Source organism: Lachnoanaerobaculum sanguinis (assembly GCF_033242365.1).
Lineage (GTDB): Bacteria > Bacillota > Clostridia > Lachnospirales > Lachnospiraceae > Lachnoanaerobaculum > Lachnoanaerobaculum sanguinis.
In genome coordinates this window covers 114,006-138,206 of record NZ_BTHK01000002.1, presented here as the reverse complement: position 1 = coordinate 138,206, position 24,201 = coordinate 114,006, and the positions used below count along the sequence as shown (strand labels likewise).

Annotated in this window: 21 protein-coding genes; 7 read left to right on the top strand and 14 right to left on the bottom strand. The window is 37.5% G+C overall.

Going from position 1 to position 24,201, the window contains the following annotated elements:
• Positions 1 to 77: 77 nt before the first annotated feature.
• The 6 genes from dnaB to SBH76_RS01900 form a co-directional block, all read right to left on the bottom strand.
• Entirely contained in the window at positions 78 to 1,409 is a 1,332-nt protein-coding gene (dnaB, locus tag SBH76_RS01925; protein WP_007592709.1) for a replicative DNA helicase, read from the bottom strand.
• Positions 1,409 to 1,855: a 50S ribosomal protein L9 gene (gene rplI, locus SBH76_RS01920; protein WP_007592710.1), complete on the bottom strand. Its 447-nt coding sequence runs from the start codon at positions 1,853 to 1,855 to the stop codon at positions 1,409 to 1,411. The genes dnaB and rplI overlap by 1 nt, the downstream gene beginning before the upstream one ends.
• Positions 1,855 to 3,849, bottom strand: a complete 1,995-nt coding sequence (locus SBH76_RS01915; RefSeq protein WP_317976591.1) for a DHH family phosphoesterase — start codon at positions 3,847 to 3,849, stop codon at positions 1,855 to 1,857. Before SBH76_RS01915 ends, rplI begins: the two co-directional genes overlap by 1 nt.
• Positions 3,850 to 4,054: 205 nt before the next feature.
• Complete coding sequence (gene spoVG / locus SBH76_RS01910; protein ID WP_007592713.1) at positions 4,055 to 4,336, bottom strand: septation regulator SpoVG; 282 nt, start codon at positions 4,334 to 4,336, stop codon at positions 4,055 to 4,057.
• 24 nt (positions 4,337 to 4,360) lie between these two features.
• A complete protein-coding gene (gene glgD, locus SBH76_RS01905) occupies positions 4,361 to 5,482 on the bottom strand; it encodes a glucose-1-phosphate adenylyltransferase subunit GlgD (protein WP_007592716.1) in 1,122 nt (373 codons plus the stop codon).
• Positions 5,479 to 6,753: a glucose-1-phosphate adenylyltransferase gene (locus SBH76_RS01900; RefSeq protein WP_317976590.1), complete on the bottom strand. Its 1,275-nt coding sequence runs from the start codon at positions 6,751 to 6,753 to the stop codon at positions 5,479 to 5,481. The genes glgD and SBH76_RS01900 overlap by 4 nt, the downstream gene beginning before the upstream one ends.
• Positions 6,754 to 7,097: 344 nt before the next feature.
• Here SBH76_RS01900 and asnS point away from each other — a divergent pair, with 344 nt between their 5' ends.
• Genes asnS through SBH76_RS01875 form a run of 5 tightly spaced genes read left to right on the top strand, consistent with a single transcriptional unit; the run spans position 7,098 to position 12,522 of the window.
• Positions 7,098 to 8,489, top strand: a complete 1,392-nt coding sequence (asnS, locus tag SBH76_RS01895) for an asparagine--tRNA ligase (protein WP_317976589.1) — start codon at positions 7,098 to 7,100, stop codon at positions 8,487 to 8,489.
• Positions 8,490 to 8,514: 25 nt separating this feature from the next.
• Positions 8,515 to 9,591, top strand: coding sequence for a metallophosphoesterase family protein (locus SBH76_RS01890; RefSeq protein WP_007592722.1), 1,077 nt, complete (start codon positions 8,515 to 8,517; stop codon positions 9,589 to 9,591).
• Positions 9,588 to 11,453 carry an ATP-binding protein gene (locus tag SBH76_RS01885; protein ID WP_317976588.1) on the top strand — a complete coding sequence of 622 codons (1,866 nt, stop codon included), beginning with the start codon at positions 9,588 to 9,590 and terminating at the stop codon, positions 11,451 to 11,453. The genes SBH76_RS01890 and SBH76_RS01885 overlap by 4 nt, the downstream gene beginning before the upstream one ends.
• 7 nt (positions 11,454 to 11,460) lie before the next feature.
• On the top strand, positions 11,461 to 11,829 hold the full coding sequence (locus tag SBH76_RS01880; RefSeq protein ID WP_007592732.1) for a CidA/LrgA family protein: 369 nt from the start codon (positions 11,461 to 11,463) through the stop codon (positions 11,827 to 11,829).
• The gene (locus SBH76_RS01875) at positions 11,830 to 12,522 is read left to right on the top strand and encodes an LrgB family protein (protein ID WP_315035470.1); all 693 of its coding nucleotides are present in this window, start codon (positions 11,830 to 11,832) and stop codon (positions 12,520 to 12,522) included.
• Between the two features lie 56 nt (positions 12,523 to 12,578).
• On the opposite strand, the gene SBH76_RS01870 is transcribed toward SBH76_RS01875, so the two are convergent.
• The 4 genes from SBH76_RS01870 to cysK all read right to left on the bottom strand — a co-directional run bounded on the left by SBH76_RS01870 (position 12,579) and on the right by cysK (position 16,952).
• Positions 12,579 to 12,779 carry a DUF1858 domain-containing protein gene (locus tag SBH76_RS01870; RefSeq protein WP_034212062.1) on the bottom strand — a complete coding sequence of 67 codons (201 nt, stop codon included), beginning with the start codon at positions 12,777 to 12,779 and terminating at the stop codon, positions 12,579 to 12,581.
• A 23-nt stretch (positions 12,780 to 12,802) separates the two neighbouring features.
• Positions 12,803 to 14,188, bottom strand: a complete 1,386-nt coding sequence (gene pdxR, locus SBH76_RS01865; RefSeq protein ID WP_317976587.1) for a MocR-like pyridoxine biosynthesis transcription factor PdxR — start codon at positions 14,186 to 14,188, stop codon at positions 12,803 to 12,805.
• On the bottom strand, positions 14,188 to 15,879 hold the full coding sequence (locus SBH76_RS01860; protein WP_317976586.1) for a glutamine--tRNA ligase/YqeY domain fusion protein: 1,692 nt from the start codon (positions 15,877 to 15,879) through the stop codon (positions 14,188 to 14,190). Before SBH76_RS01860 ends, pdxR begins: the two co-directional genes overlap by 1 nt.
• A gap of 140 nt (positions 15,880 to 16,019) precedes the next feature.
• Positions 16,020 to 16,952, bottom strand: a complete 933-nt coding sequence (gene cysK / locus SBH76_RS01855) for a cysteine synthase A (protein WP_317976585.1) — start codon at positions 16,950 to 16,952, stop codon at positions 16,020 to 16,022.
• Positions 16,953 to 17,198: 246 nt separating this feature from the next.
• On the opposite strand from cysK, the gene SBH76_RS01850 reads away from it, so the two are divergent.
• Positions 17,199 to 18,425, top strand: coding sequence for an argininosuccinate synthase (locus SBH76_RS01850; RefSeq protein WP_317976584.1), 1,227 nt, complete (start codon positions 17,199 to 17,201; stop codon positions 18,423 to 18,425).
• 31 nt (positions 18,426 to 18,456) lie between these two features.
• On the opposite strand, the gene leuD is transcribed toward SBH76_RS01850, so the two are convergent.
• The gene (gene leuD, locus SBH76_RS01845; RefSeq protein ID WP_007592744.1) at positions 18,457 to 18,948 is read right to left on the bottom strand and encodes a 3-isopropylmalate dehydratase small subunit; all 492 of its coding nucleotides are present in this window, start codon (positions 18,946 to 18,948) and stop codon (positions 18,457 to 18,459) included.
• Between the two features lie 16 nt (positions 18,949 to 18,964).
• Positions 18,965 to 20,221: a 3-isopropylmalate dehydratase large subunit gene (leuC, locus tag SBH76_RS01840; RefSeq protein WP_317976583.1), complete on the bottom strand. Its 1,257-nt coding sequence runs from the start codon at positions 20,219 to 20,221 to the stop codon at positions 18,965 to 18,967.
• Between the two features lie 154 nt (positions 20,222 to 20,375).
• On the opposite strand from leuC, the gene SBH76_RS01835 reads away from it, so the two are divergent.
• Positions 20,376 to 21,263 carry a LysR family transcriptional regulator gene (locus SBH76_RS01835; RefSeq protein ID WP_007592746.1) on the top strand — a complete coding sequence of 296 codons (888 nt, stop codon included), beginning with the start codon at positions 20,376 to 20,378 and terminating at the stop codon, positions 21,261 to 21,263.
• Between the two features lie 34 nt (positions 21,264 to 21,297).
• Here the strand turns inward: SBH76_RS01835 and SBH76_RS01830 are convergent, their stop codons facing one another.
• Together SBH76_RS01830 and SBH76_RS01825 are read right to left on the bottom strand one after the other, a co-directional pair.
• Positions 21,298 to 21,957, bottom strand: a complete 660-nt coding sequence (locus tag SBH76_RS01830) for an HAD family hydrolase (RefSeq protein ID WP_317976582.1) — start codon at positions 21,955 to 21,957, stop codon at positions 21,298 to 21,300.
• Between the two features lie 2 nt (positions 21,958 to 21,959).
• Complete coding sequence (locus SBH76_RS01825) at positions 21,960 to 24,074, bottom strand: glutamine synthetase III family protein (protein WP_034212077.1); 2,115 nt, start codon at positions 24,072 to 24,074, stop codon at positions 21,960 to 21,962.
• Positions 24,075 to 24,201: the final 127 nt, after the last annotated feature.

The window sequence follows — 24,201 nt, the reverse complement described above, 5'->3', positions numbered from 1 at the left end:
TATCATACGACCTGCTTATGCAGGTCTTTTTTATTGCTCAAAAAATATTTAATTATATAAAAAAGCGAGACAGTTGCCTATCTCGCCATGTTTACAAACTTTGTTATATCAGGTTTCCAAACCAGATTTATTGTTCCTATTGCACCGTTTCTTTGTTTTGCAATAATAACCTCGGCTTCATTCGGATGTTCCGTGTCCTTATTATAATAATCATCTCTGTACAAAAACATTACAACATCGGCATCCTGCTCTATCGCTCCGGACTCTCTCAAATCCGAAAGCATAGGTCTGTGATCCGGCCTTGTCTCACAGGCTCTTGAAAGCTGCGAAAGTGCGATAACAGGTGCTCTCATCTCTCTTGCCAAAGCTTTTAAGCTTCTTGAAATATCGGAGATTTCCTGCTGTCTGCTTATATTTGCCTTTCCGCTTCCGGTCATCAGCTGTAAATAGTCTATTATAATAATATCAAGCCCTTTTTCAAGTTTCATCTTCCTGCACTTTGACCTTAATTCATTTATAGAAATACCCGGAGTATCATCAATTGCCAATGTGGAAGATCCGACACTTACAGCACCCTCTATCAAACTGTTCCAATCATTATCATTAAGATTTCCTGTACGCAGTTTTTGCGAATCCACATTACTCTCCATACTCAAAAGTCTGTTGACAAGCTGCTCGGCACTCATCTCCAAAGAAAAAACCATACATGAAATTTTCTTCTTCATAGTAATATTTTGAACTATATTAAGGACAAATGCGGTCTTACCCATGGAAGGTCTCGCAGCCACCAAAACAAGATCGGAAGGCTGAAGTCCGCTGGTCTTAAAATCCAAATCCACAAATCCTGTAGGAATACCTGTAACGGTATCACTGTTTTTTGATGCGGCTTCTATTTTATCCAAAACATTTAATACCACATCATTTATAGGTACAATATCCTTTGTTTCCTTGGTCTGAAGCAGTTTAAATATCTCATTTTCCGTCTTTGCAAAAAGTTCATCGACTCCCTTTTCGCCCACATAGCAATCGTTTACTATTTCCTCCGATATTTTAATAAGCCTTCTGACATTGGACTTATCCTTAACTATTTTAGCGTAATTTTTTATATTTGCAGATGTCGGAACCGAGTCCATTATCCCTCTGAAAAAATCAAGACTTGTTATATCCGGAGGTACCTGCTTTTCAACAAGTTTATTTTGAATAAGCACCAAATCTATAGGTTTGCCTTCATTAAAGAGTTCAACCATACATTCAAATACAGTGCCGTATGCCTTACTGTAGAAATCATTTTTATCCAGAACTTCTATGGCACTTGCAACAGCCTCTTTGTCAAGCAGCATAGATCCCAAAACCGCTTTTTCGGCATCTATACTGTTTGGCATCACTCTCTTAACCAGAGCTTCTTCCATTACTCTTCTCCAACTTTTACCTTCAGTGCGGCTGTAACATCCTTATGTAACTTAACCTTTACTTCATGGTTTCCGAAAGTCTTTATAGGCTCTGCAATTACAAGTTTTTTCTTATCTATTTCAAGTCCGAGCTGACTCTTTATGGCTTCTTCTATTTCCTTTGATGATACGGAACCGAAAGTTCTTCCGTCTTTTCCACCCTTTATTGTCAATGATACGCTTGCTTCATTAAGCTTTGCAGCCAACTCCTTTGCAGCCTCAAGCTTTTCCTTTGCAATTTTTTCTTCATTTGCCTTTTGAAGCTTTAAAGTGTTTAAATTTTCCTGATTCGCCTCTACACCCTTCTTTTTAGGTATAATAAAGTTTCTTGCATAACCTTCACTTACTTCAACAATATCACCCTTTTTTCCCAATGATTTTACATCTTCCAATAAAACAACTTTCATTATATTTCTCCTTTTTCAATCATTTCTTTCAGCACTTCTTTCACACGTTTTTTCGCATCTTCTATTGTGCCCTCTTTTATCTGTGCTCCGGCAACGGATCTGTGTCCGCCTCCACCAAGTTTTTCCATAATTGTCTGAACATTTACTTCATCCATGGATCTTGCACTGATATATATTATATTATTATATAATGTCAAAACAAAACTTGCCTTTATGCCCTTTATATTTAAAAGGTCATTTGCAGCCTGTGCACATACCAAAGTAGGTGATGCCGTATTCTCGGAATCACATTCACTTATGGCATAGCACTCCTTAAAGATCTCGGCATTGTGAATTGCCTCGGCCTTTGCAAGGTAATCAATAGCGTCTTCTCTAAACATCTTTCTGACTCTGGTAACATCTGCACCGCATCGCTTTAGAAATGCCGCAGCCTCAAATGTTCTGACACCTGTTTGCACATTAAAGTTTTGTGTATCTATTACTATTCCCGCATACATAGCGTCCGCTTCCAGGGTTTTCAACTTAATATCGTCAGATATATACTGTACAATCTCAGATACCATTTCACAGGCCGATGATGCAAAAGTCTCCACATAAGATAATGTTGCATTTGTAATTATCTCCGAGCTCTGCCTGTGGTGGTCAAATACCACAATATTTTTAGCCTTCTTTAAAAGAGAAGGTCCCTCTGTAATACTCGGTCTGTTTACATCCACAACAACCACTAAAGACTCGTTTGTAATACTGTTTACAGCCTTTTCCTCGGAAATAAACAAATCATCCGGATACTCCGCAGTCTTAAACTTCTCTATCATAGGCCTTGCCGAAGGATTTACATCCCCCATCAGGATATGAGCTTTTTTGTTAAGACTGGTAGCAATCCTCCAGATTCCTATCGCAGCACCGAAGGCATCCATATCAAGAATTTTATGCCCCATTATAATCACTTTATCTTTATTCTCAAGCAATTCTCTGAATGCATGAGCCTTTACTCTGGCCTTCACTCTGGTTTGCTTTTCAACAGTTTGTGCTTTTCCGCCGAAGTATTTTATCTCTTTTTCAGTCTTTACAACAGCCTGGTCTCCTCCTCTTCCAAGTGCCATATCCATAGCCATTCTGGCCAGTTCATAGTTTCTTGAAAGATTCTCACTTCCATAGCCGATACCGATACTTAAGGTGATGCTCATTTCATTACCTATATTTACAGTCTTTACATCCTCCAAAATATCAAATCTTACCTCTATAGCCGAGTTCAAATTCTCTCTCTTTATAACAAAGAAAAATTTATCTTTCTCAAGCTTCTTTACAATACCGTTGAAACTGTTTATATATTGATTTATCTTTCTGTCAATCAACGCTTCAAGAAGCGACTTTCTTACCTCTTCAACACTTTCCATGGCCTCATCATAATTATCCATATAGATAAGTCCTACCACGGGCATGGAATCATCCTTCTTATTTTGTAATTCCACCAGGTCGGTTTCATCAAAAAGGCAAATCGTATATACAAAAGACTCCTCAATATATAATCTGGTTATCCTTATACGATATTTTCTACCCTGATATTCGCCGTGAAAATCCGTTTTATCGGTAATTTCCTCAATATCATTTTCAGTTATATTTTCAAACATCGCATGAATATCTTTTTTAGACTGCCTGTCTTTTTGTACAAGCGAATTGAAGGCTCTGTTTCTCCAGGCTATAATTCCCTTTTTATCCATCAAGGCATATGGTATATCCAAATCCTGAGAAAAAATATTCTGCGTATTTTCGCTTGCCATGGCATACTCTACCATGTAATTTGACAGATTTCTTGAAATCATAATATTCCATACGACAATGTATATTATTCCGAAAAGCGCCAGTAAAAAAATTATTGCACCACAGCCTTTCCCCGGTGCAACAAACAATATTCCAAGCAAAAACACCAAGACTATAAGTGAATACAGCAAGTTTTTCCTTAAGATTGCCTTTGTATTTTTTTTGTTTTTCATTAGCATCTCCATTATTTTAAAAATGGTATTCCTCCACATATATAATATGCGGCAAAATGTCATCGCTTTTATTATAAAAGTTTTAATTGATTATATCAAGAAAAGTATAATCTATCAAGCTTAGCGATTTTCTATAAAACTTAAATAAGGGCTGTTTTCACAGCCCTTAAAAACTTTTCATAATATAAATTTCACACTCATCAAATTATACATTCACATCTGCTGCGTCTTCAAGCAACATTGCTTCATACTTACCTATGACCGTATCCGAAATAAGCTCTCTGGTTTGAGAGTTTATAGGATGAGCAATATCTCTATACTCACCGTCAGCCGCCATTCTGCTTGGCATAGCTATAAACAATCCCTTTTCACCTTCGATAACCTTAATATCGTGAATAACAAATTCATTATCTAAAGTAATCGATACAACGGCCTTCATCTTACCTTCTTTATCAATTCTTCTAACTCTGACATCAGTAATCTGCATTATTTGAATCCCCCCTTAATCTCCTTAAAGAGTATATCTTTCGTTTTTTTCTATTACTATTCTGACCTGCTCTGCTGTCCCAATATAAGTCGAATTTGCACGTATTGTATCACGGCTTTCCACAATACAGTTTTCAATGACTGTGTTATCGCCAATATATACATCATTCAAAATAACAGAATTCCTAATTATACAACCGTTACCTATGTACGATTTATTAAAAAGAACTGAGTTTTCAACTGTACCGTTTATGATACAGCCACTTGCAATAAGTGAATTTGACACCTTAGCCCCCGGATTATACTTTGCCGGTGGCAAATCGTCAACCTTAGAATACACACCCGGATATTCTACAAAGAAATGATCTCTCACCTCTTTTTTCAAGAAATCCATATTTGTCTTATAATAAGATTCTACCGAAGCTATATTGCTCCAATAAGAATTAATCTTATATGCATATATTCTCTTCAAATTTTTGTATCTGATCAAAATATCTTTTACGAAGTCATATCTGTCCTCCGCGATACTTCTTTCAATCAGTTCAATAAGTTGTCTCCTTCTGATAATATATATCCCGCAGGATATATTTACAGAATCAGTAACTATCGGTTTTTCTTCAAAATTGACTATTCTACCATCATCATTTATTGAAACCATACCGAATCTAGTCAAATCTTCTGTATCATTTGCTTTCTTGCATACTACAGTAATATCTGCTTTCTTTTCAATATGATACTCCAATACTTTATTATAGTCAAGTTTATAAATACCATCACCTGCACTAATAATAACATACGGCTCATGAGATCTCTTTAAAAACACCAAATTTTGATACAATGCATCAGCAGTACCTCTATACCAATCTGAACTCTCAGCGGTAATAGTCGGTGTGAAAACAAACAAACCACCTTGTTTTCTTCCAAAATCCCACCATTTTGATGAACTCAAATGTTCATTCAACGATCTTGAGTTGTACTGTGTAAATACAGCTACTTTTTGTACATGTGAATTTGACATATTGCTGAGTGCAAAATCTATACTTCTGTAACTTCCGGCGATAGGCATTGCTGCAATAGCCCTCTTGTTGGAAAGTTCTTTCATCCTTTTTGAGTTTCCGCCCGCCAACACTATTCCTATTGCTCTCATATCTTACCACCTACCTTTACAATGAAGTCACCGCTTAAAAGTTTACCATCCACATAGTCATCTATGGTTGTCTTTCCCAAAATAGCTGTATTCTTACCAATAACAACACCGTCAGGGATAGTTGTTCTCTCCCCGATTACTGCAAGATCGCAATTGTAAACTTTCTTATCATATCTGCTCTCACAGAATTCAAAAGCTCCAATCTCGCAATTTTTTCCGACTTCGGAATTTTCAGCGATAATAGCTTTGGTAACCTTCGAGTTAGCGCCTATCTTACTGCCCTTCATAATTATGGAGTCGGTAACCACCGCACCCTCTTCAATAACAACTCCCGCACCTATTACCGAATTGTTCACTTCTCCGTAAACTTCCACACCTTCACCGATAATACTCTTGTTTATGCTGGAAGCCGCCGAAATATATTGTGGAGTAATAATATCGCCCTTGGTATAAATCTTCCAGTATTCTTCATACAGGTTGAATTCAGGTATTATATCAACAAGCTCCATGTTTGCTTCCCAATATGTTTCCAAAGTACCTACGTCTTTCCAATATCCGTTAAATTCATAACTGAAAATTCTACCGCCTTTGTTAAACACATGTGGAATAATATGTTTACCAAAATCACATCCCGGTTCATTTGACAATTCGATCAAAGAATCTCTAAGCGCTTTCCATGAGAAAATATAAATTCCCATAGATGCAAGGTTTGACCTTGGAACTTTAGGTTTTTCTTCAAACTCCGTTACCCTGCTGTTTTCGTCGGTTATAAGTATTCCAAATCTTGATGCCTCTTCCATCGAAACAGGCATAGCCGCAATAGTTATATCGGCATTGTTTGCCTTGTGGTAATCGAGCATTACCTCATAGTCCATCTTGTATATGTGATCACCTGAAAGTATCAAAACATAATCAGGATTGTAACTCTCCATATACTCAAGATTTTGGTAAATTGCATTGGCAGTACCTGAATACCAGTCACTACCTGCAGCATTTTCATACGGCGGCAATACAGTGACTCCTCCCATATTCCTATCCAAATCCCACGGAATTCCGATTCCGATATGGGTATTCAGCCTAAGAGGCTGGTACTGAGTCAAGACTCCAACCGTATCAACACCTGAATTGATGCAGTTGCTCAACGGAAAATCTATAATTCTGTACTTACCGCCAAATGAAACTGCTGGTTTTGCCACATTATGTGTCAGCACCCCAAGGCGACTGCCTTGTCCTCCTGCCAACAGCATAGCTATCATTTCCTTTTTAATCATGTACACACCTCGTTGCTAATGCTATTTCCTTATGTTTACACTTGAATTATAGCACAAATATACTCGATTGTGAATAAAAGATTTTATTTTAACGTATTTTTTTCTATGTTTTGATGAAATTTAATATTCGCTTCCAATAATTATGATACAATTAACAGCATTTACCATGTTACATTAAAAATTGCACAAAGTATTTTATATGTTTTTAGTTATTTTCACTAAGGTTTCAAATGTTGCATAAAACGCAAAATATTATCAGTTCTTAAGTTGTCCAAACAATTGAATGTATGTTATAATTAGATGTTACTAAATTTATGCCTAAACGGTATTGAGGAGGAAATCTAATGAAGCTGACAACAGTAAGAGAAATATACAAAAACACTTCAAAGTATATTGATACTGAAATCACAATAGGAGGATGGGTAAGAAGCAACAGAGATTCAAAGTCTTTCGGCTTTCTTGTTATAAGTGACGGAAGTTATTTTGAGCAGATTCAGGTTGTATACAATGACAGTCTACCTGATTTTAATAAATTGACTAAGGTTAATGTCGGTGCCGCACTTGTTATAAAGGGCACACTTGTAGCAACACCGGGTGCAAAGCAACCTTTTGAAATTCAGGCTGCACATATTGATATCGAGGGTGAATCAAGTTCAGATTATCCTCTGCAAAAGAAAAGACATACTTTGGAGTATTTGAGAACAATCTCTCACTTGCGTCCAAGAACAAATACATTCCAGGCGGTATTCAGAGTGAGATCTCTTATTGCCTATGCTATACATAAATTCTTCCAGGAAAGAGACTTTGTGTATGTACATACTCCAATCATTACAGGAAGTGATGCCGAGGGTGCCGGTGAGATGTTTAGAGTTACAACAATCGATCCGCAAAATCCACCGCTTAAAGACGACGGAACTATAGATTATTCCAAGGACTTTTTCGGTAAGGAGACAAACCTTACAGTTTCGGGACAGTTAAACGGTGAAACTTTTGCGATGGCATTCAGAGATATTTATACATTCGGACCTACTTTCAGAGCCGAAAATTCAAATACCACCAGACATGCCGCTGAGTTTTGGATGATTGAGCCCGAGTTTGCCTTCGGTGATCTTAATGACAATATGGATCTTGCCGAAAGTATGCTCAAATACATAATAAATTATGTACTTGAAAATGCCGCACCTGAGCTTGAATTCTTCAATCAGTTTGTTGACAAGGGACTTTTAGACAGACTTAAGAATGTTGCCGAGTCGGACTTTGGCAGAATCACATATACCGAGGCCATTGAAATACTTGAAAAGAATAATGGAAACTTTGAGTACAAGGTTTCATGGGGATGTGACCTTCAGACCGAGCATGAGCGTTACCTTACAGAGCAGGTATTTAAAAAGCCTATATTTGTTACAGATTATCCTAAGGCAATCAAGGCATTCTATATGAAGGAAAACGAAGATAAGAAAACTGTAGCCGCTATGGACTGTCTTGTACCGGGAATAGGTGAGATAATGGGCGGAAGCCAAAGAGAGGATAACTATAACAAGCTTTTAGCAAGAATAGAGGAGCTTGGTATGGATACAAAGGACTATGACTTCTACCTTGATCTCAGAAAATACGGTTCAACCAGACATGCAGGTTTCGGTCTCGGATTTGAGAGATGCGTTATGTATCTTACAGGAATGTCAAATATAAGAGATGTACTTCCATTCCCAAGAACAGTAGGAAATTGCGAATTATAATAATAGGGAGGTAAACTTTAGCCATATGAAATTTATACATACAGGTGATATTCATTATGGTATGAAGCCTGATTCAAATAGACCATGGGGTAAGGAAAGAGCCGATGCGGTAAAATCTTCGCTTCAAAAGATTATTGATGTTGCAAAGAAAAAAGAAGTCGATTTGCTTCTTATTGCAGGCGATCTCTTCCACTCCCAGCCCTTCAGTCGTGATTTAAAAGAAGTCAACTTCCTTTTTTCCACAATACCGGATACCAAAGTGGTTATTATTGCCGGTAATCATGACTGTTTAAGAGAAAACAATAATATACTTAGCTTTCCATGGGCAAAAAATGTGGTTTATTTGTCCACCCCGACTATCAGCAGTGTATATTTCCAGGATATAAACACGGAAATCTACGGCTTTTCATATCATGACAGGGAGGTTAAGGAAAATATTGTTTCCGGACTTTCCATTCGTGAAAATGACAGAGTAAAAATTCTTCTTTTACATGGCGGTGATGCAACGCATTTACCTTTTGATAAAAATGAATTAAACAAGATTTCTTCATCTTATATAGCTCTCGGACATATGCATAAGCCTGAAGTACTTTTTGACAGACATATGGCTTACTGTGGGTCTCCTGAACCTCTGGATATGACTGAAACCGGAGACCACGGAATTTTTTATGGTGAGATAGATAATAACACACGTGTCATGAAGGATTTCGAATTTATAAAAATTTCAAATACTTCATATATTTCACTTACAATAAATGTAACTCCCGAAACTACAAATGCGGAGTTACATACCTCTTTAACGGAAACCATTAATATTAAGGGCAAACAAAATATATACAGATTTAAAATAAAGGGTCTAAGAGATCCAGATATCGAATTTGATTTGGATTCGCTCTCATCAACACTTAGAATTGCCGAGATTATAGATGATTCCGAACCGAAATATGATTTTGCAAAACTATTTGCGGAGCATCCTTCCGATATGATAGGATTTTTTATCAGGGAACTTGACAGGCCCAATATGAGCAAACTCGATAAAAAAGCCCTTTATTACGGTATTAATGCATTACTTAGAACTACTGATGAAAGGGGGAAAACATGAAACTGCTAAGCTTGCATATTGACGGCTTTGGCAAATTCAAAAATAAAGATTTGCAATTTGCCGATAATATGAATATTGTTTACGGCTACAATGAAGCCGGGAAATCCACAATATTTATGTTTATCGAAGCAATGTTTTACGGTCTCGAAAGAGCAAAAGGCAGAGCAAGTAAAAGCGATACCTGGACTAAGTTCAAACCTTGGGGCAATGGCGATATATATGGCGGAAACCTGCGTTTTTCTTATCAGGACAAAAACTATCGAATAGAGCGAGATTTTACAAAGACCGCAACAACCCCTTTTGCCGTAGTGAATGAAACCGACGGAAAGAATGTTGAAAATCCGGGCGAATTTTTAAAGGAAGCACTTTGCGGACTTTCACAAACCGCATATTCAAATACAGTGAGTATATCACAGCTCAAATCAGCAACAGACGCCAAAATGGTGGTGGAGCTTAAAAACTATATTGCTAATATGAATACCACCGGTAATATGTCTTTAAATATCAATAAAGCATCTGATTTCTTGAAAGAAAAAAAGAAAGCGTTTACCGCCTCCTTGGATCCCGATGCAGCAAAGACTTACAATCAGAATTTGACCGAAATAAGAGCTCTTGAAAAGAAAATCTCCTCTCCCGAATTTTCAACTCATTTGAAAACTTTGAAAGAGGCCGATGCCATCACTGAGAAAAGAATTATTGATTTAAATTCTCAAAAAGAGTCTCTGATTGAAAGTATTGCATCCAAGCGTCAGCACCTTTCCGATCTCGGTTTTAATGATAAAAAGACTATTATAGAATTGCAAAACGATCTTAATAAAGGATATAACGATTATCTTTCAGCTTATGAAAATGAGAAGAAATCAATTAATAAGGTTTACTCAACAATATTCCTTGTTTTATCGATAGTCAGTGTAATCCTTGCAGGTTATATCTTTAAAACCGGAAAAAGCAATTTTCTTACAACCGCCACAGGTATAAGTTATCAGTTTGCAATGGTCCTTTTTATAATTATATGTCTTGCATCTTTGATTTTTGCAAGTTATATCTATACGGTTCATAATAAGGACAACAGGCATTTGACCGAGCTTAAAGTAAATCTTATTGCAATAATGGCAAGAGTAGGTTCATTTGATTCTATAACGGAAGAAAATATCCACCGAGCCAACAAGACACTAAGTTCAAAGCTGAGAATTTTTGACGAAATGGAAGCCGAAATTGCAAAGTGTGAGGCTTTGAGCGCAGATATAGAAAACCTGCGTGCAAAAAAAGCCGCATATGCCAGCGGTATTGATGCCAAAAAGCAAAACGAGTGGGAACTCGAAAAACTGATGGAAAAGCTTGCACAATTGAAGGAAGCAAATACTTCATTAAAAAATATCATTGCGGAAAACGACAAAATCCGCTTTGAAATAGATGCTATAGATCTTGCCACCGAGACCTTGAAAAATCTTTCACAGACTATCAAGAATTCTTTCGGATTGTATCTGAATAAGGATGCTTCAGAACTTATTGAAGGTATAACAGGCGGTGTGTATGATTCTATATCCATTGACGAGAATTTTAATGTATTCCTTAATACTCCGAACAGACTTGTTCCGATAGAACAGGCCAGCTCAGGTACTATGGATCAGGTGTATCTGGCACTTAGAATAGCAGCCGGCAGACTTATGCAGGGACGCGCTAAAGAATTACCTTTTATATTTGACGACAGTTTTGTAAACTACGATTCGATACGTCTTAGAGCCGCTTTACTTTGGATTACCAATAATGTGCCGGAACAAATCATTGTATTCAGTTGTCATATGAGAGAAGCTCAGTTAATGACAGCTACTATGCAGGATTTCAATCTAATAGAATTGTAGGGAGTTTATGCGTTTTATCAGACAATTTCTAATCATATTATTTGTAAGTTTTTTAGGGGAAGTGTTAAAATCCGTTTTACCGCTTCCCATACCTGCAAGCATATATGGACTTGTCATTATGCTTGCATTACTTGTTTTAAAAGTAGTTAAGCTTGAACAGGTTGAAGGCGCTTCTATGTTTTTAATAGATATAATGCCTCTTATGTTCATCCCTGCCTCGGCAGGTCTAATTGATATCTGGCCGACTTTAAAGCCTGTACTTATACCGCTTCTTATTATGACTATAGTTTCCACTGTTTTGGTAATGGTTGTATCAGGTAAGGTAACCGAATTCGTTATAAAACTTGACAATAAAGAGCAAAAGGAAGGCAAATAGATGAGTAATTTTTTAAGTAATTCTATATTTTTCGGAGTTCTCCTATGTTTACTGTCATATCAGGCCGGAGTATTCTTAAGGCAAAAGACAAAAATAGCCGCCTTTAATCCGCTGCTTATTTCCATCATTATAGTAATCTTTGTACTTGTTATGTTTAATATCAAGTTTGAAGATTTTTATAAAGGTTCAAAATATATCAGCTTTTTATTGACTCCTGCGACTGTGGCTCTGGCCATACCGCTGTATTCAAAGCTTACTTTGTTAAAATCAAACTTTAAGGCCATTATGTCGGGACTGATTGCAGGCGTTTTAACCTCTTTGATATCAATATTTGTAATGTCTCTGCTCTTCGGTCTGAGTCATGAAAATTATGTTTCCATGCTTCCGAAGTCAATAACTACAGCAATAGGTATCGGAGTATCGGAAGAACTTGGAGGTGTATCCACTATTACCACTGCCGTTATCATTGTAACAGGTGTTTTCGGTAATGTATCGGCCGATATTGTTTATAAAATTTTTAATATAACAAATCCTATTGCAAAGGGAATAGGTCTCGGTTCGTCCGCACATGCCATAGGTACTTCAAAAGCCCTTGAAATGGGCGAAACCGAAGGTGCTATGAGTTCCTTATCCATAGCGGTTGCAGGTATTATTACGGTTATATTTGCTTCATTCTTTGCAAAACTTATATAGTTGACATAAAAAAGCTGCAGCTTTAAATTTTATTTAAAGCTACAGCTTTCTTTATTTTATGAAGCAGATAAAATTTCATTTATCTGTGACACCAATACATCACAGTCAATTCCGTGTACCATGCAAGCCTCTTCTAAAGTCTCCATCTGTGATGAAGGACATCCGAGGCAATGCATTCCCGCTCTCATAAGTATAGGTGCTATTAAATCATTTGTAAGCAAAAGCTCACCGATTGTCATATTCTTATTTATTGTCATAATCTTACTCCTTTACAATATTTTTATTCAGTATAAATCTTTTTGCCGAAATCTTCTATACCTTTTTTTATCTCATCTATACTTAATCCGGCAAAGCCCACCAAAACGGTAGATTTTCTTATATTTCTACCTGTATAAAAAACAGATATGGGATAAAGTCTGATTCCTGCAAGTTTTCCATAGTTTAGTATCTCTTCCTCGCTAAGATGATCCAGTGTAAGTAAAATATGAAGTCCCGAGTTGTTTTCAAAAACTTTTGCCTTTGGCAAATTATTTCTTATGCTTTCAATAAGAGCATCTCTTTTCAACCTGTAGTTGGTTCTCATTCTGTTCAGATGTCTTTCAAAATATCCTCCCTTTATAAATGTTTCAAGAATATTTTGATCGGACTTGGGAACCGTGCAGGAAAGGAATTTCAGTTTATTCTCATACTCTTCCATCAGCTTTTCAGGCAGGACCATATAAGCCACTCTTATCGCCGGTGCTATTGCCTTTGAAAATGTTCCCATATATATAATCCTTGAAGGATCAAGCCCTTGCATTGCAGGAATAGGTTTACCCACAAATCGAAACTCCGAATCATAATCGTCTTCTATTATATATCTGTCACTCTTTTCATAGCACCATGAAATAAGTTCTCTTCTTCTGTTTATTGGCATTATAACACCTGTAGGATATTGATTTGCAGGCATCAGATAGCATATATCAGCATCAGTCGACTCGAGTATATCTATATTTATACCCTCATCGTCCATATCTACACTGAGTACATTCCAAGACATTGATTTGAAGATTTCTTTGGCCTTAATATATCCCGGATTTTCAAGTGCAATATTTCTTGTACCTAGCAATAATCCAAGAAGCAATATCAGATATTCACTTCCGGCTCCGACCACAATATTTGAAGGAGTGCATACAACCCTTCTTGCAGTATGAAGATAATCGGCTATCTGAGTTCTAAGCCCAAACTCTCCCTGCTTATCTCCTGCAGTGAAAACATCCTCCTTTTCACTTGAAAACACCTTCCTTGCGATACTCCTCCAGGATGCATAGGGAAAGCTTTTTGAGTCAATTTTTGTCGGTGAAAAATCAATCTTAATATCATCTTCAATCTTAAAATCTTCTCTCTTGGCTTCCCTTTTGTATTTCTTTCTTTCAATGTTTAAAACATCCAGACGATTTACAATATATCCGCTACCGCCTCTAGATTTTAAATACCCTTCAGCTGACAACTGCTCGTAGGCATTGACCACTGTAGTTCTGGATATTTTCAAACTTTGAGACAAACTTCTTGTTGAAGGAAGTTTGGTTTCGGGCAAGATTTGCCCGTTTTTTATTTCATTCTTAATAAATTCATAGATTTGCTCGTATATAGGGCAATCACTATTTAAATCTATAAGAAGTTCCATCAGTCATTCTTCGGAAGCTTGAATGAGCTCTTAAGTGAAACTATTCTGTTAAATACCAATGCATCAGGCTTTGAATCCTTGGCATCCACGCAGAAGAAACCGTTTCTTACAAACTGGAAGCTGTCATAAGCCTTTGCATCCTTAAGGCATGGCTCCACATAGCAATCCTTTAATACAGTCAATGAATTAGGATTCAGATTCAGATTTCCGTTCTCATCAAGCTTACCCTTTTCCTCATCAACTATATTCTCATAAAGTCTTATCTCAGCCTTAAGTGCAGTATTAGCATTTACCCAGTGGATAGTTCCTTTTACCTTTCTCTCGCTAAATCCCGAACCTGACTTTGTCGCCGGATCATATGTGGCATGAACTGCTACAATTTCACCGTTTTCATCCTTTTCCACTGATGTACAGGTTACAAAATATGCACCCATAAGTCTTACTTCATTTCCCGGGAACAGTCTGAAATATTTCTTTGGAGGCACTTCCATAAAGTCCTCTCTCTCAATATAGAGCTCTCTGCCGAATTCTATTTCTCTTTCGCCAAGCTCCGGATTTTCAAGATTGTTAGGCATTGTACATAATTCCGACTGACCTTCAGGATAATTATCTATTATAAGCTTTATAGGATCGAGTATTGCCATTATTCTTGCCTTCTTAAGCTTCAAATCCTCTCTTATACAATACTCAAGCATTGCCGACTCTATAGAAGAATCTGCCTTTGATACTCCGGCAAGTTTTACAAAGTTTCTGATTGCATCAGGAGTATAACCTCTTCTTCTGAGTGCGGCAATTGAAACAAGTCTCGGATCATCCCATCCGTCAACTATTCCGTCCTCTACAAGCTTCTTGATATATCTCTTACCTGTTACCACATTTGTAAGATAAAGCTTTGCAAATTCTATCTGTCTTGGAGGATTCTTATACTCACACTCCTGTACAACCCAGTCATAAAGCGGTCTGTGATCCTCAAACTCCAATGTACAAAGGCTGTGTGTAATATTTTCTATAGCATCCTCTATCGGATGTGCAAAATCATACATAGGATAAATACACCATTTATCACCTGTATTGTGATGAGTCATTCTTGCAACTCTGTAGATTACAGGATCTCTCATATTGATGTTCGGTGATGCCATATCAATCTTTGCACGAAGCACACGACTTCCGTCCTCACAGAGTCCGTTCTTCATATCCTCAAAGAGCTTTAAATTTTCCTCAACGGATCTGTTTCTGTATGGACTTTCCTTTCCCGGAGTTTTGAAATCTCCTCTGTACTCTCTGATCTCATCGGCACTTAAATCGCAAACAAATGCCTTGCCCTTCTTTATAAGAAGAACAGCCTTCTCATACATCTCTTCAAAATAGTTTGAAGCAAAGAACAATCTGTCCTCAAACTCTCCGCCAAGCCATTTAACATCTTCAAGTATTGAATGTACAAACTCCTCTTTTTCCTTTGTAGGATTTGTATCATCAAATCTTAAGTTGAATTTTCCGCCGTACTCTTTTGCAATATCATTATTTAAAATAATTGATTTTGCATGACCTATATGCAGGTAACCGTTTGGCTCCGGCGGGAATCTGGTCTGTACATGGTCAAATCTGCCGGACTCAAGGTCCTTATCTATCTCTATCTCAATAAAATTCTTTGAAACTGTCTCAGTATTTGTATTTTTAATTTCTTCTGACATAAGTTTCCCCCATCTGTATCGGTTTATTCACTAAGCTATTATTATATCATTGATATATCTCTATCGCAATCCCGCACAAGCCTTAATATTACAAAAATACCCCTATTACCGTTCGCTGATAATAAGGGTATGAAATATTTTTATTCTGTAAATAAAGGTGTTGAGAAGTATCTGTCTCCGCTGTCAGGTAAAAGAGCAACTATAGTCTTTCCCTCATTCTCAGGCTTTTTAGCCTCCTCAATTGCAGCAAAGAGTGCCGCACCTGAAGATATACCTACAAGGATACCCTCTTTTGATGCTATAAGTCTGCCATACTCAAATGCTTCCTCGTTTTCTACCGTGATAATCTCATCATATATCTTTGTATTGAGTGTATTAGGAATAAATCCGGCTCCGATACCCTGAATCTTATGAGGACCGCTCTTTCCTTCAGAAAGTATAGGAGAACCTGTAGGCTCCACTGCGATTACCTTAACACTTGGCTTCTTCTCCTTTAAGAACTCACCTACACCTGATATAGTACCGCCTGTTCCGATACCTGAAATAAAGATATCAACCTCACCTTCAGTATCATTCCAAATCTCAGGACCTGTTGTAGCCTTGTGAACTGCAGGATTTGCCTTGTTCTCAAACTGTGCAGGTATAAAGCTTCCCTCAATACTTGCAGCAAGCTCTTCAGCCTTGGCAATAGAACCCTTCATTCCCTTTGATCCTTCTGTAAGCTCTATGGTAGCTCCATATGCCTTAAGGATATTTCTTCTCTCAACGCTCATTGTCTCAGGCATTGTAAGAATAACCTTATAACCCTTTGCTGTACCTACCGATGCAAGTCCGATTCCTGTATTACCTGATGTTGCCTCTATAATGGTAGAACCCGGCTTTAATTTACCTTCCTTTTCTGCAGCCTCTATCATTGCAAGTGCAATTCTGTCCTTTACAGAACCTGCCGGATTGAAATACTCAAGCTTTACCAAAACTCTTGCTTTAAGGCCAAGCTCCTTTTCAATATTTGAAACCTCTACCAATGGTGTATTACCGATTAACTCACTACTGCTCTTATAAACTCTAGACATACAAACCTCCGTTTTCTGTATTCCTGTTTTCCTACTTGTTTTATGGGTTTATAATAATCTATTTATTTTTGTTTGTCAAGCAGTTTTTTATTTTTCTTAAAATTTATATTTTTCTTTGTATAAAAACAAAAATACACTTGCATAATATTCTTTTTTAATGTATATTTATAAATGTATTTTTTAGCTATAGATGTTTATAAGCTATTATTCTATATTTTTATAGTATTTTTATACATAGGAGGCTTTATGGCAAAGGAAAAAGTTGTATTGGCATATTCAGGCGGTCTTGATACCACCGCTATTATACCTTGGTTAAAAGAACATTTTGATTATGATGTAATCTGCTGCTGCATAGACTGCGGTCAGGGAAATGAGCTTGACGGACTTGAGGAAAGAGCAAAATTATCAGGTGCGGAGAAACTTTATATTATAGATTTGATCGATGAGTTCTGTGATGATTATATTGTTCCATGTGTACAGGCAGGTGCGGTATATGAGAACAAGTATCTTCTCGGTACATCAATGGCAAGGCCGGGAATCGCAAAGGCTCTTGTAGATGTCGCAAGAAAAGAAGGTGCTGTTGCAATCTGTCACGGTGCTACAGGAAAGGGAAACGATCAGATACGATTTGAACTTGGTATCAAGGCTTTAGCACCGGATCTTAAAATCATTGCACCTTGGCGTATGACAGATATATGGAAAATGAATTCACGTGAGGATGAAATAGCTTACTGTAAAGAGCATGGTATAGATCTTCCGTTCTCAGCTGATTCAAGTTACAGCCGTGACCGTAATCTTTGGCATATAAGCCATGAAGGACTTGAGCTTGAAGATCCTTCTCTTGAGCCAAACTACGAGCATGTGCTTATGCTTGGAGTAACACCTCAAAAAGCTCCTGATAAGGAAACAGAGATTTATCTAAGCTTTGAAGCAGGCGTTCCTGTAGCACTGGGCGGCGAGAAAATGAAAGTCTCAGAGATTATCACCAAATTAAATGAGCTTGGAGGTGCCAACGGTATCGGTATCATAGATATAGTTGAAAACCGTGTTGTAGGTATGAAATCAAGGGGTGTTTATGAGACTCCCGGCGGAACCATACTTATGGAAGCTCATAATGCACTTGAGGAGCTTGTACTTGACAGGGCGACATTTGAAGTGAAGAAAGACATGGGCAATAAATTTGCACAGATAGTTTATGAAGGAAAATGGTTTACACCTCTTCGTGAAGCCATTCAAAGCTTTGTAGAATCTACACAGCAGTATGTAACAGGTGAAGTTAAACTTAAGCTTTATAAGGGAAATATTATAAAGGCCGGTACAACATCACCATACTCACTCTATTCGGAGTCACTTGCATCATTTACTACAGGTGATTTATATGACCACCATGATGCTGACGGATTTATTACATTATTCGGTCTTCCACTAAAGGTAAGGGCTATGAAGATGGCTGAAATAAATAAGAATAAGTAAAACTAAGGGGCTGAAAATTCAGCCCCTTTAATTATTTATTCTTATTATTTACGTAGTTTACAAGTCCGCCCGCATTTATTATGTTTTGCATAAACTCAGGGAAAGCCTGACCTTTATAGGTCTTTCCTGTTGTAATATCAGTAATAAGTCCGGTATTAAAATCCACCTTGACCTCATCACCTGCTTTTATCTCTGCAGCAGCCTCAGGGCTTTCAATAATAGGTAAACCTATATTTATAGCATTTCTATAGAAAATTCTTGCAAATGTATCTGCGATTACCACACTTACTCCGCTTGCCTTGATAGCGAGCGGTGCATGCTCTCTTGATGAGCCGCAGCCGAAATTCTTTCTTGCTACAATTATATCTCCCTTTTGAACCTTATTCACAAATTCCTTATCAATATCTTCCATACAATGCTTTGCAAGCTCTTCACCTGTTGTAGCATTAAGATATCTTGCAGGAATTATAACGTCGGTGTCTACATTTTCACCGTATTTAAATACATGTCCTCTTGCTTCCATATTAACCTCCCAATCTTTATACTGTAGGTGCCACTATTTTTCCTGCTATCGCACTGGCTGCAGCCACTGCAGGAGAAGCAAGATACACCTCTGATTCAACATGTCCCATTCTTCCGATAAAGTTTCTGTTGGTAGTGGATATACATCTCTCACCTGCCGCCAAAACTCCCATATAACCTCCAAGACAAGGACCGCATGTAGGAGTTGAAACTATTGCACCGGCATCTATGAAAATATCTACCAGTCCTTCTTTTATAGCCTGCTTGTAAATCTCCTGTGTTGCAGGAATTACAATACATCTTACATTCTTTGCAACTTTTTTGCCCTTCATCTGTGCAGCCGCACTTCTAAGGTCTGAAATATGCCCGTTTGTACATGAACCGATTACCGCCTGGTCAATCTTTATATCACCGAATTCACCGATTACCTTTGTATTTTCAGGTAAATGCGGGAATGCAACTGTAGGTCTTAATGCCGACAGATCAATATCTATTACTTCGTCATAAACAGCATCACTGTCGGCTTCAAATATCTTAGGGCTTCTGTTTGAATGTTCCTTGATATAATCCAAAGTTATATCATCTACCGGGAAGATACCGTTTTTTCCACCGGCTTCGATTGCCATATTACAGATTGTAAATCTGTCATCCATAGATAAGGATGCAACACCCTCACCTGCAAATTCCATTGATTTATAAAGCGCACCGTCTACACCTATCTTTCCGATAATATGAAGAATCACATCCTTACCGCAAACATCACTTGAGAGCTTACCCTTTAAATTAAACTTGATTGCGCTCGGAACCTTAAACCATGCTTTACCTGTAACCATACCGGCGGCCATATCTGTAGAACCTACACCGGTTGAGAATGCCCCAAGAGCACCATAAGTACATGTGTGAGAATCAGCACCTATTATACAGTCACCTGCCACGGTAAGTCCCTGCTCAGGTAAAAGTGCATGTTCAATTCCCATTCTTCCGACATCAAAGAAATTAACTATCTCATTCTCATCTGCAAAATCTCTACATGTCTTACAGTTCTGAGCGGATTTAATATCCTTATTCGGAGCAAAATGATCCATTACCAGTGCTATCTTCTCACCGTTAAATACCTTTTTATTTTCAAATTTCTTTATTTCATTGATTGCAACAGGTGATGTGATATCATTTCCAAGCACAAGATCCAAGTCAGCCTCTATAAGCTGGCCGGCTTCTACGAAGTCCAGTCCTGCATGGGCAGCCAAAATCTTCTGTGTCATTGTCATTCCCATATTTTTTTCCTCTTTTCATTTAATTACTGTTGATTGTAACATATCAAATGATATAATAGCGATATAAATTTAATATATCAAGTATTACATATAGTTATATTGGTTACAGATTAACTATAATTTTAATATATATAATGTAACTAGGCGGAGGAATATGGAACAGCATTTATCACAATATAGAATATTTTTTGAGGTGGCCAAGGCCGGCAGTATATCAAAAGCCGCAAAGCTATTGTATATCAGCCAACCTGCCATATCAAAATCAATCCTAAGGTTGGAAGAAGGTCTTGAAATCGCACTCTTTGTAAGAACATCAAAGGGTGTCAGCCTTACACCGGAGGGACAGATTTTTTATGAGTATTTGCAGAATGCATTTTCGGCTATAGAAGCAGGTGAAAATCATCTCACAAAGATAAAACAATTCAATATAGGTAAAATAACGGTCGGAACAAGTAATACACTTTGTAAATATATTTTACTTCCGTATCTGAACAAATTCATGAAGGAAAATCCACATACCATGGTAAGTATTTTTACTCAGTCTTCCGATGAAACAAGCTTTCTTCTCTCTGAAAATAAAATTGATATCGGTCTTGTTGCAAAGCCTGCTAAAGTCAACAATATGTCATATATAAATATAATGGAGATACATGATGTCTTTGTAGCAACTCCCGGATATCTTAACAGTCTGAAACATATATTTAACAACAACTTCAATCCCTTCAGAGACGGAAATATAATGTTATTGGATAAAAACAATGCCACAAGAAAATATATTGACAATTGCATAGAAGATTCCAAACTTCAGCTCAATCAATCCATTGAAACAAGCAATATGGAACTTCTTATAGAGTTTGCAAAAACCGGAATAGGTATCGCCTGTGTTATAAAGGAGTTTATACAAAAAGAACTTGAAGAAGGAACATTGGTGGAAATAGAGATGCCTGAAGGTCTTACAATACCAAAAAGAGAGATTGTATTTTTATATGATGAAAAGAATATCAATCCTTCTCTCGGCAAATTTTTAAATATTCTAAAATAAAAAATATTCCAGGCCATATGACCCGGAATTGCTTTTATCTTTCTTTTATTATTTCAAGTATTTCACTTGGTTTATTTATAATATAATCAGCCTTATTTTCTCTAAGCTCATCCTCATCTCTAAATCCCCAGAGTACTCCTATGCTTGTAACTCCGGCTCTGAGAGCTGTCTGCATATCCGTAGCGGTATCTCCGACATAGAGTATCTCTGTTTTTGAGAGTCCAAGCTCCTTTATTATCATATTTAAAGAAGTAGGATCGGGCTTCTTTGGAATACCGTCCCTCTCTCCGTATATCAAATCAAATACTCCGGCACCGAAAATCCCATTTATATTTTTCTCCACACCGAGTTGTGATTTATTTGATAAAACCACAGACTTTATTCCCATCCGCTTTAGAGCTTCAAGAAGCTCTGTAATACCGTCATAGGGCTTAACACCCTTTAGACAATCCACAGCAAATATCTCATCATATACTTTGTAAGCTTCATTTGCAAGTTTCAAATCCCTATCACCGTTATATATCAATGATCTGTCCACGAACTTCTTTGCACCTTCTCCGACAAAATATCTTGTATGCTCTATATCAATTTCTTTTAACCCGAAATGTTTCATTGTTTTACTCATACAATACGACAGTGCAGTCAATGTATTAAGCAATGTACCGTCCAGATCAAAAATAACAGCCTTTATCATTATTACACCTCAAACAAAAGATCGCCATAGCTTGGCATCGGCCAAAGATCCTTATCCACTATCATTTCCAAAGTATCAATAGGCTTTCTGAGCGCTTCCATTGCAGGAACCACCACCTCATGCATATATTTAGCATGCGCAGTTACATCCGTGATTTCTGCGGCATTATCCATATAATTTTTAAGATTTTCAAGTGCAACTTTTGACTCTTTTAAATGCTCATTAACTTCTATTAAGATAGCATTTTGTGCATAAGGCTCTATACCTGAAACCGCAGATTTTAACTTAATTATAGAATCAGCAAGTCTTGTGGTATATCTTATAACCGCCGGTATAATAGACTTGCCCGCAATATCTATCATAGTCTTTGCCTCGATATTTATTGCTTTTGAATATGCTTCATATTCTATTTCAACTCTTGATTCAAGCTCGGTTCTGGTGAATACCTCAAACTCTTCAAAGAGCTTTATAGAATCCTCAGATACAAGAGCCGGAATGGCATCTATCATACTTGGAAGATTTGAAAGTCCTCTTCTCTTTGCTTCTTTTACCCATTCCTCGGAATACCCGTTTCCGTTAAATATAATTCTTCTGTGAGCGGTGAAGAGTCTTTTGATTATATCATGAACGGCTTCATCAAAATCACTTGCACTTTCAAGCTCATTTGCAGCCTCTTTAAAACTTTCAGCCACTATTGTATTTAAAACAATATTCGGTGATGCGATGGAGTCGGAAGAACCTACCATTCTGAATTCGAATTTATTATTTGTAAAGGCAAAAGGTGATGTTCTGTTTCTGTCTGTAGCATCAGTTTCAAAGTCGGGAAGTGTTGCCACGCCTGTCTTTAATGTAGCACCCTGAATGGAATGTGTAGCCTCTCCTGTGGAGCAAAGCTGATCTATAACATCCTGAAGCTGATCACCGAGGAACACGGAAATAATAGCAGGCGGTGCCTCATGTGCACCAAGACGATGATCATTACCTACACAGGCGGCAGATTCTCTAAGCAAATCGGCATGCTTGTCAACCGCCTTTAAAATACATGCAAGTACAAGTAAGAACTGTATATTCTCATGCGGTGTATCTCCCGGATTTAACATATTTATTCCGTCATCTGAAGTCAAAGACCAGTTGTTATGTTTTCCCGAACCGTTTACACCTGCAAAAGGTTTCTCATTCAAAAGACATGTAAGTCCATGTCTGCCAGCCACCTTTTTCATGGTCTCCATAGTCACCTGATTGTGATCCACAGCCACATTAACCTGCTCGTAAACAGGTGCCAGCTCATGCTGTGCCGGAGCAACCTCATTATGCTGTGTCTTTGCAGGAACTCCAAGCATCCAAAGTTCATGATTTATATCATTCATATAGGAAGCTATTCTCTCTCTGATAGAACCGAAGTAGTGATCCTCAAGCTCCTGTCCCTTTGGAGGCATTGCTCCAAACAATGTTCTTCCTGTATAAATCAAATCCTTTCTCTGCAGATACTTTTCCCTGTCTACAATAAAATACTCCTGCTCCGCACCCACTGAAGGTATTACTCTCTTTGTCGTGGTATTTCCGAAGAGTCTGAGTATTCTAAGGGCCTGAGTGTTTATAGCCTGCATTGAACGAAGCAGAGGTGTCTTTTTATCAAGTGCTTCACCCCTGTAAGAGCAAAATGCTGTAGGAATATATAATGTAACACCCAAAGAATCCTTTTTTATAAATGCAGGAGATGTGCAATCCCACGCGGTATATCCTCTGGCCTCAAATGTTGCTCTAAGTCCGCCTGAAGGAAAACTTGATGCATCCGACTCTCCCTTTGTAAGCTCCTTTGCGGAAAATTCCATTATGACCTTGCCGTTTTTCGGTGCGGAAATAAAAGAATCATGTTTTTCGGCGGTTACACCTGTCAAAGGCTGAAACCAGTGGGTATAGTGAGTAGCCCCTCTGTCAATTGCCCACTCCTTCATTCCATGAGCTACTGAATCCGCAATATCATTATCCAGTTCCAGACCGTCTTCGATAGTCTTTTTTAACTTTTTAAATACCGCCTTCGGCAAGTATACCTGCATAGCCTCATCATTGAATACATTAACCCCAAAAATCTCTGTGATTGTATCTCTTTTTTCCATATACACCTTTCAAAATCTAAGCAAAGCCTAATACATAAAATAAACTTTTACGGTAATTTCTCTCCCCTTAAGTTTTCGCAAAAATTATAGCATATAAAATATATTTTTGCATCTTTGAATATAAAAA